The sequence below is a fragment of the Streptomyces sp. W16 genome (genome assembly GCF_033194735.1).
GTDB lineage: Bacteria > Actinomycetota > Actinomycetes > Streptomycetales > Streptomycetaceae > Streptomyces.
Genome location: NZ_JAWOAI010000247.1, coordinates 1 through 14,377 on the forward strand (window position 1 = coordinate 1; position 14,377 = coordinate 14,377).

At 67.7% G+C, this 14,377-nt stretch carries 12 protein-coding genes and 1 pseudogene; 4 read left to right on the top strand and 9 right to left on the bottom strand.

The features are described from left to right. Both R6V09_RS28915 and R6V09_RS28920 read left to right on the top strand, forming a co-directional pair. Nucleotides 1-576 (top strand): annotated as a pseudogene (locus R6V09_RS28915) (PH domain-containing protein); the annotation flags it as partial. Nucleotides 577-680: 104 nt separating this feature from the next. Beyond that, nucleotides 681-3,236, top strand: coding sequence for a hypothetical protein (locus R6V09_RS28920; RefSeq protein WP_317884387.1), 2,556 nt, complete (start codon nt 681-683; stop codon nt 3,234-3,236). 530 nt (nt 3,237-3,766) lie between these two features. On the opposite strand, the gene fxlM is transcribed toward R6V09_RS28920, so the two are convergent. The 6 genes from fxlM to R6V09_RS28950 all read right to left on the bottom strand — a co-directional run bounded on the left by fxlM (nt 3,767) and on the right by R6V09_RS28950 (nt 10,919). Then, nucleotides 3,767-4,963 (bottom strand): methyltransferase, FxLD system, encoded by a 1,197-nt coding sequence (gene fxlM / locus R6V09_RS28925; protein WP_317884388.1) that lies wholly within the window; start codon nt 4,961-4,963, stop codon nt 3,767-3,769. A 10-nt stretch (nt 4,964-4,973) separates the two neighbouring features. Next, complete coding sequence (locus tag R6V09_RS28930; RefSeq protein WP_317884389.1) at nt 4,974-6,125, bottom strand: lanthionine synthetase C family protein; 1,152 nt, start codon at nt 6,123-6,125, stop codon at nt 4,974-4,976. Beyond that, nucleotides 6,118-9,129 carry a lantibiotic dehydratase gene (locus tag R6V09_RS28935; protein ID WP_317884390.1) on the bottom strand — a complete coding sequence of 1,004 codons (3,012 nt, stop codon included), beginning with the start codon at nt 9,127-9,129 and terminating at the stop codon, nt 6,118-6,120. Before R6V09_RS28935 ends, R6V09_RS28930 begins: the two co-directional genes overlap by 8 nt. Before the next feature lie 71 nt (nt 9,130-9,200). Next, a complete protein-coding gene (locus tag R6V09_RS28940) occupies nt 9,201-9,362 on the bottom strand; it encodes an FxLD family lanthipeptide (protein ID WP_317884391.1) in 162 nt (53 codons plus the stop codon). A 718-nt stretch (nt 9,363-10,080) separates the two neighbouring features. Beyond that, nucleotides 10,081-10,518 carry a hypothetical protein gene (locus tag R6V09_RS28945; RefSeq protein WP_317884392.1) on the bottom strand — a complete coding sequence of 146 codons (438 nt, stop codon included), beginning with the start codon at nt 10,516-10,518 and terminating at the stop codon, nt 10,081-10,083. Further along, entirely contained in the window at nt 10,515-10,919 is a 405-nt protein-coding gene (locus R6V09_RS28950; RefSeq protein WP_317884393.1) for an ATP-binding protein, read from the bottom strand. Before R6V09_RS28950 ends, R6V09_RS28945 begins: the two co-directional genes overlap by 4 nt. Before the next feature lie 206 nt (nt 10,920-11,125). On the opposite strand from R6V09_RS28950, the gene R6V09_RS28955 reads away from it, so the two are divergent. Further along, nucleotides 11,126-12,010: a helix-turn-helix domain-containing protein gene (locus R6V09_RS28955; protein ID WP_317884394.1), complete on the top strand. Its 885-nt coding sequence runs from the start codon at nt 11,126-11,128 to the stop codon at nt 12,008-12,010. Beyond that, a complete protein-coding gene (locus R6V09_RS28960; protein ID WP_317884395.1) occupies nt 12,003-12,254 on the top strand; it encodes a hypothetical protein in 252 nt (83 codons plus the stop codon). Before R6V09_RS28955 ends, R6V09_RS28960 begins: the two co-directional genes overlap by 8 nt. A gap of 140 nt (nt 12,255-12,394) precedes the next feature. Here R6V09_RS28960 and R6V09_RS28965 read toward each other — a convergent pair whose 3' ends face one another. Genes R6V09_RS28965 through R6V09_RS28975 form a run of 3 tightly spaced genes read right to left on the bottom strand, consistent with a single transcriptional unit; the run spans nt 12,395 to nt 14,105 of the window. After that, the gene (locus R6V09_RS28965) at nt 12,395-12,733 is read right to left on the bottom strand and encodes an antibiotic biosynthesis monooxygenase family protein (RefSeq protein ID WP_317884396.1); all 339 of its coding nucleotides are present in this window, start codon (nt 12,731-12,733) and stop codon (nt 12,395-12,397) included. After that, nucleotides 12,730-13,353, bottom strand: coding sequence for a TetR/AcrR family transcriptional regulator (locus R6V09_RS28970; RefSeq protein WP_317884397.1), 624 nt, complete (start codon nt 13,351-13,353; stop codon nt 12,730-12,732). Before R6V09_RS28970 ends, R6V09_RS28965 begins: the two co-directional genes overlap by 4 nt. Beyond that, nucleotides 13,350-14,105: an SDR family oxidoreductase gene (locus R6V09_RS28975; RefSeq protein ID WP_317884398.1), complete on the bottom strand. Its 756-nt coding sequence runs from the start codon at nt 14,103-14,105 to the stop codon at nt 13,350-13,352. Before R6V09_RS28975 ends, R6V09_RS28970 begins: the two co-directional genes overlap by 4 nt. Nucleotides 14,106-14,377: the final 272 nt, after the last annotated feature.

Here is a 14,377-nt window from a genome sequence, read left to right on the forward strand (position 1 = left end):
CGCGGGCGTCGCCTGCCCGCCGACGAAGTCCTGCCCTCCGCCCTGCCGTTCGCGTTCGCCCTCGCCGGTACGGCCCTGTGGCTGCTGCCGCTCTGCTACCTCCACCCCACGACCCTGCTCGCCTCCGCCACCACGATCAGCTGGTCGGCGGCGGGCACGCTCGGCACGGCCGCGCTCCTGACCTGCGCCTGGCGCGAAACCCGGGTCCGCCCGGCCGACGGGGCCGAAGTGGCCGTAGAGCCGCCCGAGTTGGACGGCGAGGTGTTCGTGTCCGCCCGCTTCCTTGAGCACACCGACTACAACCCGCACGGCTTCGGCACCCATATCGCCCTCGGTGACGGCCCGCCCGCGGTGACCCCCGGCCCGGGCCGGTTCGCGGCCCGCCGGATCCCGGTGGAACGGCTCACCGTCGGGACGGTACGACGAGTGCGCGGCGGCGACGGTGACACCGTCCCCGGCGACTGGCACATCGCCGAACTCGACAACGGGGGGCGGCCGATGCGGCTCGCGGCGGCGCCGGACGATCTCGCGCTCGTCCTGCGCGAGTTGAGGACGGCCGTGCACGAGCCGTCGTAGAAGCAGCAGAGGATCTTTGCCAGGACATGGGACTCCGGCAGGGAGGTTGTCACTGCCGGGAGTTATGGTCCGACCTGCTTGTTCACACATTCCACAGGAGCTCCATGCGCCTCAAGCAGGTCTCGCTCACGGCGGCGATATCGGTCGTCGCCGGGCTGACCACCGCAATGGTCGGTCTCACCGGCCCCGCCGCCTGGGCCGACAGCACGGCCGCGCTGCCGCTGTCCCACTACGCGCACCTGCTGGTCGACACCGCTCACCAGCACATCTTCTTCAGCCAGGGGCCCGGTTCGACCGGCATCGTGGTGACCGACCTGGCCGGCACCCCCGTCACCACCATCACCGGCGAACAGGGCGCCACGGGGCTCGCGTTGTCCCCGGACGGCAGCACGCTGTACGCGGCGCTCGCCGACGGTGACGCGGTCGCCGCGATCGACACGGCGACACTGACCGAGTCCGCGCGCTACACGACCGGCACCGGCAGCGGGCCCGTCTCCGTCGCGGTGGCGGGCGGCAAGGTCTGGTACGGGTACGTGACGGGCGGCAAGGGGGCCGTCGGGTCCGTGGACCCGGCCGCCGCCACCCCGGTCGCAACACCCCAGTCCGTGCTGTCCAATTGGTCCTTCGCGCCGCAGCTCGCGACGGGCGGCGGTGTGCTCGCGGCCGAGGAGACGAGCCCGGGCAACACCGACGTGGCCACCTTCGACGTCTCCTCCGGCACGGCGAACGCCATGACACACATAGGGGTCTCCGGCGGTCCGAGCACCGGCTTCCAGGTAACCGGCGACGGCAAGAAGGTGCTGCTCGCCGCGTCCAGCGACGTCGCGCTGCGGGCCTACCGCACGGCGGACATGATGATGGCCAACCCCTCCGTCTACTACACCGGCGGAATCCCCTCCGCGCCCAACTCGCTCGCCCTCGACGCCGACGGCACGATCGCCGTCGGCAGCACCACGGGATCGGCGCCCGGGGTGTACCTCTACGCCGGTTCCCAACTGTCCGAGAACTACGTCAAGTTGCCCGCCGGGACCCTGGCGCCCGACGGCCTGGTGTGGGGAGGCGACAGCGGGACGCTCTACGGCGTCACACAGGACTCCTCGGGTGCCTACACCCTCAACGTGCTGAGCGCGCCCAAGCTCACCGACACCCAACTGGCCCTGAACCTCTCGGGATACGCGGTTCCCACCCGCCCGTTCACGCTCACCGGCTCCTTCACCACCAACGGCTTCGTCCCGGCCGGAGCGAAGCTCCAAGTCACCCGCGACGGCACGGAGTTGCCCGACGCGACCGTCGCCGCGGACGGCACGTTCGCGATCACCGACACCCGGTCCGACGAGGGCACGAACACCTACCAGGTGTCGTACGCGGGGGACGCGGCGCACCGGCCCGCGACGACCTCGCTGAAGCTGGACGTGGCGCGGCTGCCGACCAACGTCGGCTACCCGGAGATCAGTTCGGCGAAGCCCCACTCCGTGGTCTTCACCGGCACCCTGAGCTCGGTGGACTTCCGCACCTTCCCCCAGGGCACGACCCTCCAGGTGTCCCGGACCAACGAGGACAGCCAGGAGACCGTCCAACTCCCGTCGGTCACAGTCGATCCGGCCACCTCCCAGTACACGGTCACCGACGCCCCGGACACCGCCGGACGGTTCACCTACCGTGTCTCCTTCGCGGGCGATGCCACGTACCAGCCCTCGGCCAACGAGCCGTCCCTGATGGTCTCGCCGTACACCCCGACCCTCACCCTCAAGGCCCCGGCGACCGCCACCCGCGCCGCCGCCCTCACCTTCGGCGGCACCCTGGGCGACGCCCCGTACGCCGCCGGCGAGACGGTCACCGTGTCCCGCACGGACCTGGCCCACACCACAACTCCCGTCACGTGGACGGTCCCTGTGGGCGCCGACGGCAGGATCACCGTCAAGGACACCCCGTCCATCGGCGGCACCAACACCTACAAGGTGGACTACCCGGGAGACGCCGCCCACCAGGCGGCCACCGCGTCCGCGACCGTCCAGGTGTCCCGCGCCGCGACGGCCGTCTCCGTCACCAGCAACGAGTCGACGTACACCTACGGCGCGACGGCCACCGTCACCGCCCACCTCGGCACGACGTACAACGGCCGTACGGTGTCGATCTACGCGACGCCCGCGGGCGGCAGGAAGACGCTCGTGAAGACCGCGGCCGTGGACAGCAGCGGCAACCTGAAGGCGACGTACAAGCTCACCCACAACACGACGTTCACCGCGTCGTTCGCGGGCGACTACCGCTACGCCCCGGCGACGGCCACCCGCGCCGTCCACGACCGGGTCAACATCGCGGAGAAGCTGGGCAGTTACTACACCAGCACCAAGTACGGCACGGTCACCTACCGCGTCTACCACCACACGGTGAAGCCACAGGTGGCCGGCACGGTGTCGCCGGACAAGTCCGGGCAGTGCATGCGGTTCCAGGCCCAGGAGTACTACAACAAGGCCTGGCACACGCTCACCACGTCGAGCTGCTTCTCCATGACCCCGGACAGCGTCGGGGTGACCCACCTGAGCCTCACGAACGCGGTCGGCCAGAAGTTCCGGGTGCGGACCGAGTATGTGGCGAGTGCGAAGGATGCGACCAACGTGAGTACTTGGGGAGGGTGGTTGTATCTGACGGTCAGGAACTGAGGGTCGGGAGGTGACCGGCGTCGGTCGGCCGGTGTGGGTGGACGCCGTCCGGGCTGTGGCCTCCGATGGCTGAACGCCTCATCCCTCCAGGGCTGCCACCGCCCCTGCTCCCGCACCGAGTTGGTGCCGGGCGGCCAGTCGGCTGAAGTGCTCCAGGTGCTCGCCGATCTCATCGGCGAGGGGCGTTCGGCGGCAGCGCTGGTCAGTCAGAGCTCGGCGAACACGCGCGGTGCGGGGTCAGCAGGCCGGTGGCGCGTTGCTCAAGGGCTGGCAGCTGCTGCCCAACTTCTGCAGCAACTCCCGGGAGAATCAGCCGTGTTCAGCCGACGACTCGAAGACCAGCTCCTGGCTGATGCCCGTCGGCGCATCGCCAGGACAAGCCCGGATTCAGCCGGCGAGTAGAGCGTCTGCGTTTGGGCGTATTGCAAGAGGGTGGCCGAGAACCCGTCCGAATACCTCGAAGACGGTCTCGGGTAGATGGACATGGTTCTCGCCATCCTCCGGGCCGTACGCGATTGGCTCGCCGGCATTCAGACGGACAGCACCACGACGGTCTCTTCCTTCGCGATCACGTGCCCCGCGACGAGGCTGTCACGTTCAGTGCCCGCCGGGTGGATCGTCATGGTCGGTACGGTGTCGCGGTGGGTGCCCCAGGCGTCGATGTGTTGCACCAGCTTGCGGGCCAGGTCGGCACCGGCCGGTCCGTAACCGGCCGCGCCCAGACGCCACGGCCGCTCCGGATCGGCGTCTTCGCGCTGAAGGACCATGTAGGCAATGGAGCCACCGACCACGAGAGCGGGGCTTCGCACCGGGATCGCAGGCCGCCGCACGCCTGCGGCCAGCGCTTCCTTGGTGACCTCCAGCCGGCACACGGTGTCGTCGAAGAGGGTGGCGCGCAGCCAGACCCCGGCGAACGGCTCCTGGCCGCCGACACGGGCCTCCGACCACAGTTCCACGAGTGGTTCGGAGAACACGTCGCTGAGGAGGTCGCGGTCAACGGGCTGGTCCCGGTCGTGGTGGACACGGACCGTCCCATCGGCGAGTTCGACGCTGTGCTCGCCGTCCTGACCGATGACGGGCACGAAGCCGCACAGCTCCATGCCGTCGGAGACGAAGGTGTCCCCGCGCCGGGTGAGTGAGACGGACTGGGTCTGGCCGCGCCAGCGGAACGGCAGCACGAGTTGGCCGCCGTCCGTGAGCTGCTCCCACCAAGTGTGGGGGAGGTCCCAGAGTCCGACGGTGGCGATAATCCGGTCGTACGGGGCATTCTCCGGCGCTCCCTTCAGACCGTCACGCTCGATCACCGTGACGCGCTCGTATCCGGTCTTGTTCAGCGCGGTCCGAGCGTGCAGGGCCACGTCGTGTTCGATGTCCACGGTGGTGACCTCGCCGTCCTCGCCGACGATTTCGGCCAGGAGCGCGGCGTTGTAGCCGGTGCCCGCGCCGATCTCCAGAACGCGGTCGCCGGGCTGCGCGTCGAGCTGGGCGAGCATCATCGCAACGACGGACGGCACGGACGCGAGCGAGAGCGGCAGTGGGCCACCGGGGTTCTCCTTGATGCTCACGGCTTCGTCGGTGTATGCGGAAAACGGGTCGAGTCCCGGGAGGTGCTGGTCGCGTGCGACGGTGCGCATGGCCAGCTCGACGGACGCCGGAAGGGATCGGCCGGCCACGATCTCATCCACGAGATGGTTGCGCCGCTCGTCGATGGTGGATGCGTCGTTCACTGGATTCCTTTCAGGTGATGAGGAGGCAGGTTCCCCACGCTGATGCAACGGGGCGTGAGGGAAAGAGGGTGTGGATCGTGAGAAGCACGCCGTCGGCGCCCGTGAGCAGCCCAGGGTCCTTGGGTATCGGATTCTGAGTCAGGTGAGTGGTGAACTGGGCTCGCAGGCTCGGCAGCGTGCGTCGGAGTGGACTGTCGGCAGGGGTATCGGAAGCGGCGAGGTCCGCTACGAGGCAGAGCCCCGCCCACCCGTGACAGATCGTGGCGTCGGTGACGCGTACGAGCTGTTCGGCGTCACGCAGGCACGCGGCGAGGAGGGACTCGGCCTGACTGCGGCTGTTCTCCCGGCCGCACGCGAGCGCGGCGAGCTGGAGCGCTCGGGCAATTCCCGGAGTTCCGTAGCACCACGAGGGCCGACCAGCGTAGAAGCGAGGTGTCGGGCCGATCAACCAAGCGTCCAGGGACACGGTTTCGGGCCAGGCTGCGCCCCCTTCCGGCTCAGGATGGGCCCATTGCTCCAGGAGCCGGCACGAGGCTGCCAAGGTCTCTAGCTGCCCGGGTACGGTGTGCCCGGCTCGGGTGGCCAGCGCGAGCAGAGCGATGGGGCCCGCGACGCCGTGAGCCATCCCGAAGTTCCCGTGTCCGGCGGGCATGGTGTCCTCGGGGCGGGCAGTGGGGCTGTCCGAGGTCCACCAGCCGGGTACCTGGTGACCATCGACACTGACCGGGTCCTGGAGGAGTCGGACCAGGTAGCGCAGTACGCCGTGAAGCGACTCAGGGCTCGACCCGCGGTGCAGGAAATACGCGCCCAGCCCGGTCAGCCCGCTGATCAGATCGTACTCCCGCATGCGGGGAGGCTGGCCGGTACTCATGCGATCGTCGGCCGCCGACAGGCGCGCAGCCACGTGAGTGGCCAGGGCCTTGTCGAGGCTGCCGAGTGCGGACCTGTACGCGCGGTGCCCGGCCGTATGAAGGGCGAAAGCCACTGCGGGAGCCCCGTAGAACAGGCCGGCGCTATCGGGGTGAGCGGTCGCCGGTTCCGACGCCATAGTGAGCGCTGCACGGTGCGCGGCTTCCCACTGCCCGCTGCCCTGAGCAAGTAACCCTTCATAAATGACGGACGCCGGCAGGCCGCGGCCTAAGTTGTGCGTGACCTCATTCATCGACGGCCCTCCGAGCAACGAGGGACCGGCATGCCTGCCGCGCTGCGTGGCGGCACGCGGCCTCCGCCTCCAGGCCTGGGCCCATGAGCCGGTTGTGGTGCATGTGCAGCAGGGATTCCAGCACGGGACCGAGCGGCCGGCCGTCGAGCTGCGCACGGTACGCGCCCAGGGCCTTGAGGCGCTGCTCCCGCGCGGCAGTGATCCGTTCCGTCCATCCCGCACGCTGCCCGAGGACACCGGTGCGGACCTCGCTCAGCACCGCCCGAGTGACTTCCTGCCGACCGGCTGCGTCGGCGGCAGTGGCGACCAACCAGCGGACCCCCTCTTCATCTCCGAGGAAACCGCACGTCACGTCGATCATGCCGAGCGCACACAGCACACGGCGATCCGCCTTGGGAAGATCGGCGAGCAGGAGACGCACCATATCGCTGTCGGCGACGAACACGGCTTCGGCGGCTTCGAGAGCCGGCCCGGTTCCGTAGCGGCCGAACTCGGGCCGGTAGCCGTCAAGAACGAGTCGGGAAGCCAGCGCGCTGCCCTGGAGCTGCTCGGTCCAGTCGGCCAGGGCCTGGACTACTTCGGAATACGTGGAAGTGTCCGCTGCGGCGATCCGCAGCCTGAGATGTTCGTCCTCTTGAGACGTGCGGTAACGGATGAACCAGCAAACCGGGCCGCCCAACGAGTCGAGCAGCTCCGGGAGTCGGCGGGTCAGGATCTGGTCCATTACCGTCGGGTGTGTGAAGACCTTGGCCTGTGCCCACCGCTGCCCTGCGGCACCCGGCGGCGGCAGCATCCGGTTGAGGACCACGGGGGCCGCCGCGAGGTCCGGGTGCGGCAACGGCGGACGCGCAGACATCATCGGCAGCGTGATTTCGTGCGCGTGCCCGATCCACCCCAGTTCTTGGTCAGTGGGAGCCTCCACCAGTTCTGCGTTCCCATGACGTCGGAGGTGGGCGCGCAGTAGCCGCGCGTGTATCGGTTCGGTCAGGTTGAGACGCAGGTACCGGTCGTCGGAGAACAGCTCCAGACGGCGAGGGCACTTCCAGTTGAGGGCCCAACCGCACAGTGCCTCGTGCCAAGCGGGTTCGAATCCTCCAGCGGGCAGGTCACCTTCGGTCAGTCGCCAGCGCGCGGGCGACAAGATGGTCCTGCCGTAGCGGACTCTCGGCAGGTACGGCATTCCGCTCGCCAATGGCCCCCAGTCGAAGCGAGTCCACGCGCCCGCGAAGCTGCGCGCGAGCAGAGCGATAAACCGGGCGATGGGAGGCGCTTGCTTCTCCAGCGCGAGGGGGTGAAGCACGACCGGCTCGACCACGCGGCGGCGCGACATGCTCACCAGCAGCATTCGCTTACCGGTCGACATAACCGCCAGGTCGTCGAGCGGGATCACGTTGTCGGCCGGCTCCCTGTGCTCACTGACAGAGATTACGTAAGGGAGGAACAGGGGGATGCGTGCGACGTTCTCGGCATGTGGGTGCGGCGGAGTGAAAGAGAGCTGAGCGGCAAGTGCACCGTCGACCAGCGTCGGTAACTCCTTGTACGCCGCGCCGATACGGTTGCCGTTGACCGTGACCGCGAATCGGCCGGAGAACGTGCCGGTGCTCCATGCGGGACGGACGGACAATGTGAAGTCGCCCTGGTCGACGGCCGCAGGTGTCTCAGCGTGAAGGCGTACGGCCATCTCCATGTGCGGCACGATCGGCGCTTCATCAAGATCAGCGGTACTCAGCTCGGCGATGTCCGTGTCCGTGAGTCGGATCTCCTGGGCGTCGTGCAGAGCTGCCTGCCACGCTCTGCGCATCAGCAGTTCATCGCGGGGTAGCACCCTGACGGTGGGCTCCGTCAGCAGGGACATGGGGAAGTCCGCCGGCAGGCCGGCTCCGGCGGCCAGGTCGGCGGCCTCGCGGACGGGCACGAGGCTGTCGGCACCGTACCGCTCCCAGAAAACCTCGTGGTAAACGGACCACACCGGCTGTTCCCGCAGGTTCCTGGTCAGGCGAAGGAGGGCCTCCCCAGCGCGTTCGGCTTCTTCCAGGACGAGTTGGGGAACGCGCACCGTGGCGTCCAGCCGTAGATCAACGCTGAGCCGTGTCCGGCCCTCGTCGCAGACACCAGTCATCCTGGAGGCGGCCGTCTTCCGCAACTTCCCTGCTGTTTCAGGGGACTTGGCGGTGTTGTGTACGGCGAACAAGCGATGAACGACGGCCAATTCGTCGAGTAGGGCTGCCGTGCCGGGTTTCAGGTTCGTCGACACGGGCGTCAGCACGCGGAGCATGTGCCCGAGAGGATCGGTGTCGGTCATGGGCGCAGACAAGTTACTCGTCAGTGCGCCGGCTTCCAGTGCGTCGGTGAGAAGCTGCCTAGCCTGCGTGGGGGTGCCGCCCAACAACGAAAGCCGGTCGAGGATTTCACTCCCGGCCATCGGGTCGGTGGCGAGGTCCAAGAGAACGGCCATGGGACGGTGAACACGCGTGCTCGCAAGTCGGCCGCCGGACAGTGGCACGTCGAGGACGTCGCCGCGTCGCACTGCCAAGTCGTCTACGCGGAAGCGCAGATGGGGCACGACGTCGGGCCGAGCCGCGAGACCACGGCGAACGTGGTCCAGCCACAAGGTGTCCGGTCGGGCCAGGGGCGTGTGCACTGCGCCGATTAGGCCCTCGCACGGCCCTCGCTCCGCCACTCCGACACCTGCGAACAGCCCGAACGGCGTTGGCCGGCCGGCGGCGCGCAGGAAGTAGCGGGCGGTGGAGTGCACTGTCTTACGGAGCTGCTTCGCCGAGACGACACCACCGTGCAGAACGCGGTCGACCGCCTGGGCCAATCGGGGAGTAGCAGCCCGAGCTGCTTCCGAGAAGGCGGCGATGGCCCACACCTCCTCCAGCCAACGTCGGCAGTCTGAAGGGTCGTTGTCCAAAGGCCAGCGGATGGTCTGTGAGCGCAGCGGAAGGACAGCGGCCCGTACGAGAAGCACGTCACCGCTTCGTAGGAGTCCGGCCTGTGTCATCGTGATTCCCTTCTGCCATGTCTGTCCGGGGCGGTTTCCCGCCCCGGACAGACGTCAGCCCAGCTCCGGTCTCAGCTCGCGCACGCCGAGGCACACGTGCCGGCGCACCCGTCGCCGGTGCCGCAGTCGGCAGGCACGACGGTGGGGGAGTCCGTGATGATGACGTCGAGCTTCCAGTCGTCCAGAGACGTATCGGCGTTGACCGACTCGTGCTCATTGATTGCAGTGATCAAGATTTACCTCCGATGTAGCACCTGATAGTTGTACGAGCAGATGGAGTTTCCCGCTCGTTTGGAAACTACTGCGCCAACTCGGCCATTTGAAGAGGGAATTGAGCCTCTATCGAAAATGGCATATGTGAGACCGCGTTAAGGGAATTTAGGCAGGTGGAAATCCTGGGTTGGCCTGCGGTGCGATGTGTCGCGAGGCTGAGGCCAATCCAGATTCTCTCGATCTTATTTCGTTAGTTCTCGGACCTGGAGTCATCCCCTCCCTGAATTGGCAGCCGGCCTCGCTCTAAAGGCGTTGCGGAAGTGGGTACGTCGTCTTCCATGAAGTCGAGATCACCAGCCTCGGCCTGGCAGGGGCACCATGTTCGGCAACACTGCCGTTGGCCGCCCCCTGAAACCAACGCGGCGACTAGGCCAGCCCATAGGAAAACCCCAGAGGCTCCGATGAGGGCACACACCGTCACGCTGGTCGTCCTGCTGCTCACTGCTGATCTCCTGTTGGAAGGGCTCGGCCGACGGCCAACTGGAGGGGAACGCGTCGGTCGAGTCCATGTGGGGCAGGCGGAGAGCCTTCCTGGGCACCTCCCGCTACTGCCTTGCGAGGTCGAAAGGGGCCCGGATTGAGCGGAGTTGAGACGCGCGGGCCGACTTCTGTGTTTCCCTGCGGTCGGAGCCAGGCCATGCGCTCTGCCCCGAGCGGGGTCGTGACTGTCCCACCGATCTAGGGCTCCTCGCTCGGCGGGAGGGGGGCTTGCGGCGCGGGGCCCAGCGAGCGCTCCAGGCCTCGGCGGAAGCGCTCCAGGACATCCATGCATGTCGTGAGGTCGCTCATGTCGGGACGGCCGGCCCGCTCTGCGTGGAGAGCCTCGCGTCTCGCCCGGTCCACCGACGACTCCTCCGCCAGCTCAGCCAAGGCTTGCTTGCGCGCGCGGTCCGCGAGGCTGAGCTGAATCGCGCGCCAATTGGCGAACAGGTAACCGAACTGCTCCGGCGTCGTGCGTATCTCCACCGCGGTCTCGACATCGCCGGCCTCGTCCTCTCGATAGCCCAACACGGTGAGGCGGAGGGGACGGTCGGGATGGGGGTCGTCTGCCAAGGCCGCCAGGCTCAGGAGTGCCAAATCGAATTCCTGCACTTCCGTGGACGGCACTTTGGTCACCCCTCATCGAGCCAGAAGCTGCATATTTTCGAATCTTCCATCACAGTCACCTCGAAATGAGAGGAAAGTAGCTGGACTAGAACGAGACCGCGACCGTGCTCGTCCTCGTCGTTCTCAGGCCCCCGCATCTCGGGTTTCTCCGTCGAACTGTCAATGACATCGACACGGAAGTCGGTCCAAACTCTGACCTCGACCCTCTTGCCGTCCGTGTACTCCACTGCGTTCGTCACGAGTTCGCTGACCAGTAACGCGCAGGTCTCGGCCTGGGATTCGCTGCCGCCGGCCCGGCGGTACTCCTCCATGGCCCACTTTCGTGCTGGTCCAACTGCCTCCGGCCTGCGCGGGAAAGAAGTTGTTCTCATGTCGAGCGCGCCTTGCTGTTGGTGCTGATTTGTGCGCATGGCAGCCTCCAGCGCGCGGCCTCGGGTGGCCACGCATGACGATCACGCACCGCCACGAGCTCTGTCCGGTGCGTGAGGCCTGAGTGTGGTGCGTACGCAACTGCGTACGCAACCCCGACGCCGGAATTACCCCCGGAAGTGCCGTAATTGAGTCGCCCCGCGCTACCCTGCCCCTGACGCCTACAGGCATAGAGGGAGGGATGGCCGTGGGAGTGAACCTGGCCGCCTCGGCTGCCCGCCGGCGGTTCGGCAAGGCGCTCCAGCAAGCGCGCGAGGTCACGACCGTCACTGGCAAGAAGGTGCAGCAGATCGAGGTCGCTCGTGCGCTAAAGCACAAGAGCTACAACCGCTACTCGCGGATCGAGCGGGGCGAGACCTGGCCCAAGGATGAAGAGTGGCCGATCATCTGCCGCGTCTTGCGGCTCGACGACGTGGCCAGGGCGACGCTCACCGCCATGCGCGCCGAGGGCATGGCGATTGAAGATGCCTGGTGGGACGAGTTTCAGGGTGTCGTGCCCGACTCGCTGATCAAGTTCGTCGCGCATGAAGATGGCGCGAGCAGCATGACGACCTTGGCTGGCAACGTCCTACCCGGACTCCTCCAGACGAAGCGCTATGCACAGTCACTCGTGCTTACCCTCAGCGGCACGGTGGTGACGCCGCATGCGGCGGACCGGTCCGCAACGATGCGTTCTCAGCGGCGCAAGATCTTCGAGAAGGAGCCGCCGCCCAGCGTCGAAGCCATCTTCTCCGAGGGTGCGCTGCACCAGGTCGTCGGAGGGAGGGCGGTCATGCTTGAGCAACTCGACGCCCTGATCGAAGACGCGGAGGCGGGTCGCGTGTCCTTCCGGATCATCCCGTTCGACGCGCCAGCCACGTTGACATATATGTTTACCCTCTTGGACTTCGCGGGTGAAGGCGAGACCTCGGTGGCGGCCTTCGACCAGATGACCGGCATGGATTTTAAGGACAAGCCGGGAGATGTCCGGGGGATTCGAACGTACGTGGACGCTCTCAGAAACGTGGCGATGCACGAGATGGGATCGCTCGAACTAATGAGGAACAGGCGAAAAGAGATGGTGCATGACTGACAAGATGAAGGTACTTGAAGCCTTGTTGGCTGCTGACCTCTCGGACGCCGAATGGACCAAGTCGGACTTCTCTGGGGGCACAGCGCAAGACTGCCTGGAGATCACACGCGTCGAGGGTCTGGGATACGTACTCCGGCACTCTATTTTGACTGACCACATAATCCCGCTTACCGACAGTGAATACCTGAGGTACTGCCAAGGTGTTCAGGCTGGACAGCCCAAGCTCGTGGCCGACGGGCTGTAGGAGGCTGTCAAGACAGAGAAGGCCCGCTCGTCCCGTTCAGGTCGGGGAGCGGGCCTTCTCCATGGTTGAACTCGTGGAGCGTGGCAGCCTGGATCGCTGAGTCGCCCTTAACCCCCACTGTTCCGAACCATCGAAATTCTCTAACCCTCCTTGGGCCCCGCCTGCTGCACCACCTCGAAGGTCCACAGCGTCGAGTCCGTCGAGGCGGGCCTCGGCCGCTCACCCTGAGCGGGACCCTCCCCGGACCCGCCCCGGTGCGCAGCCTGCCCCATCCCCGACATCCAGTTCTGGAAGTCCTCCTCGGCACGCCAGCGCGTGTAGACGAGGTACGTGTCGGTGCCCTCGACGGGCCGGAGCAGCTCGAACCACTCGAAGCCGTCCGAGCCGTCCACCGTCCCGGCGCGGTTCGCGAACCGCTTCTCCAGCGTCTCGCGCTGCTCCTCGGGGACGGTGAGTACGTTGATCTTGACGATGCTCATGGGCCCATTCTCACAGTCGCCGTCGGCTCGGTTCCGTCGTGGGTCACCCGCCGTACGAGGTCCACCCAGGTGGCCTGGAGACGGGCTACGGGGATGCCGCACCCGACGTGCAGATAGTCCCCTGTCTCGAAGTCCGCGAAGGCGAGCAGCGCGTAGGCAAGCATGTCGTGGTCCGCGTCAACTCCCGTCTCCCGCAGGAGGGTTGAGACGTGGTGGTGGAAGGCCCGCCCCGTCTCGGAGCCGTATCGGCGTTCGTGCACGACCTGGCGGCCCAGCGCGGCGCCCAAGTCGGCGTCGGCGGCGACCCGTTCGATCAGGGCGCTGCCGAACGCGCTCAGCCGGTCCCTCGCAGCGGCCCCGGGTCCCAGCGGCGGCGGACCCGAGGTGTACGCCTCGTGGAAGTCCGCCTCGGCCTCGCCGAGGAGGGCCAGGAGCAGCCCGTCGCGGTCACCGAAACGCCGGAACAGCGTGCCCTTTCCGACTCCGGCCGCCTCCGCGACCTCGTGCATCGTCACGTGCTCCGCGCCCCGCTCGGCAAACAGGCGGGCGGCGGCCTCCAGCAGCCGGACCCGGTTGCGGGCGGCGTCGGACCGCTCGGCGGGGACGTCCTCGGGTGTCACGCCCCGATGCCGCTGAGCTGGGCGAGGACGGTGTCGTAGGAGCCGTTGGCCTCCGCGTCGCGGACGAACCTGGCGCGTTCCACGACGAGTTCCTTCGCGTCGGGCCGCTCGCGCAGCAGGTCGAGGGTCTCGGTGAGGAAGTCGTCCAGCGGCATCGAGTCCTCGTTGTCCTCCTGGTCCAGCATGGTCGTGCGCACGCCCGGCGGCGCGACCTCGATCACCTGGACGCCGGCGTCGGCCTGCGCGAGCTGCACCCGCAGGCTCTCCGAGAAGGAGTGCAGCGCGGCCTTGGTCGCGTTGTAGGTCGGGGTGATCGGCAGCGGGACGAACGCCAGCGCGGAGGTGACGTTCATGACGGCCGCGCCGTCCTTGCCGGTCAGCAGCGGCAGGAAGGCGTACGTCATCCGGATCGTGCCGAGCAGGTTGACCGTGACGTGGTCCTCGGCGACCGGGAGGGAGGCCGGGTCGAGGAGGTTCTCGCGCAGCATGATGCCGGCGTTGTTGACCAGGACGTTCAGCTCGGGATACGAGGACGCCACCCGGTCGGCGGCGCGGGCGATCGACGCCGGGTCGCTGACGTCGAGGACGAACGCGTCGATGCCCGGGTGCTCGGCCGTGATCTCGTCCAGCAGTTCCTTGCGTCGGCCGGCGACGATCACCTTGTTGCCGGCCTCGTGCAGGCGCAGGGCCAGACCGAGGCCGATGCCCGAGGTGCCGCCGGTGATCAGGATCGTGTTGCCGGTCAGCTTCATGAGGGGTCTCTCCTTGAGGGGGGCTGGCGCTGCCTCGACCGTAGGAGCGGCTTCGCGGGGGCGGGAGAGGAAGGCTTATCCATGGATCGTGGATCCCTGGCTGGGGTGACCGAAAGCGGCGACGATGGAGGTCGACGACGGAGGTCACCGGCGAGAAAGGGCGCGGACGGGCATGGAGCGGAAAGAGCTGGCGGAGTTCCTGCGGCGGCGGCGCGAGGAGCTGCGGCCCCGTGACGTCGGGCTGGCCGAGGGCCCGCGCCGGCGCACCCGGG

Coding starts and splice junctions, on each gene's coding strand:
- R6V09_RS28975 (WP_317884398.1), bottom strand. CDS start 14,105: ATGAAGCTGACCGGCAACACGATCCTGATCACCGGCGGCACCTCGGGC.
- R6V09_RS28930 (WP_317884389.1), bottom strand. CDS start 6,125: ATGAATGAGGTCACGCACAACTTAGGCCGCGGCCTGCCGGCGTCCGTC.
- R6V09_RS28935 (WP_317884390.1), bottom strand. CDS start 9,129: ATGACACAGGCCGGACTCCTACGAAGCGGTGACGTGCTTCTCGTACGG.
- R6V09_RS28960 (WP_317884395.1), top strand. CDS start 12,003: ATGACTGACAAGATGAAGGTACTTGAAGCCTTGTTGGCTGCTGACCTC.
- R6V09_RS28950 (WP_317884393.1), bottom strand. CDS start 10,919: ATGCGCACAAATCAGCACCAACAGCAAGGCGCGCTCGACATGAGAACA.
- R6V09_RS28965 (WP_317884396.1), bottom strand. CDS start 12,733: ATGAGCATCGTCAAGATCAACGTACTCACCGTCCCCGAGGAGCAGCGC.
- R6V09_RS28920 (WP_317884387.1), top strand. CDS start 681: ATGCGCCTCAAGCAGGTCTCGCTCACGGCGGCGATATCGGTCGTCGCC.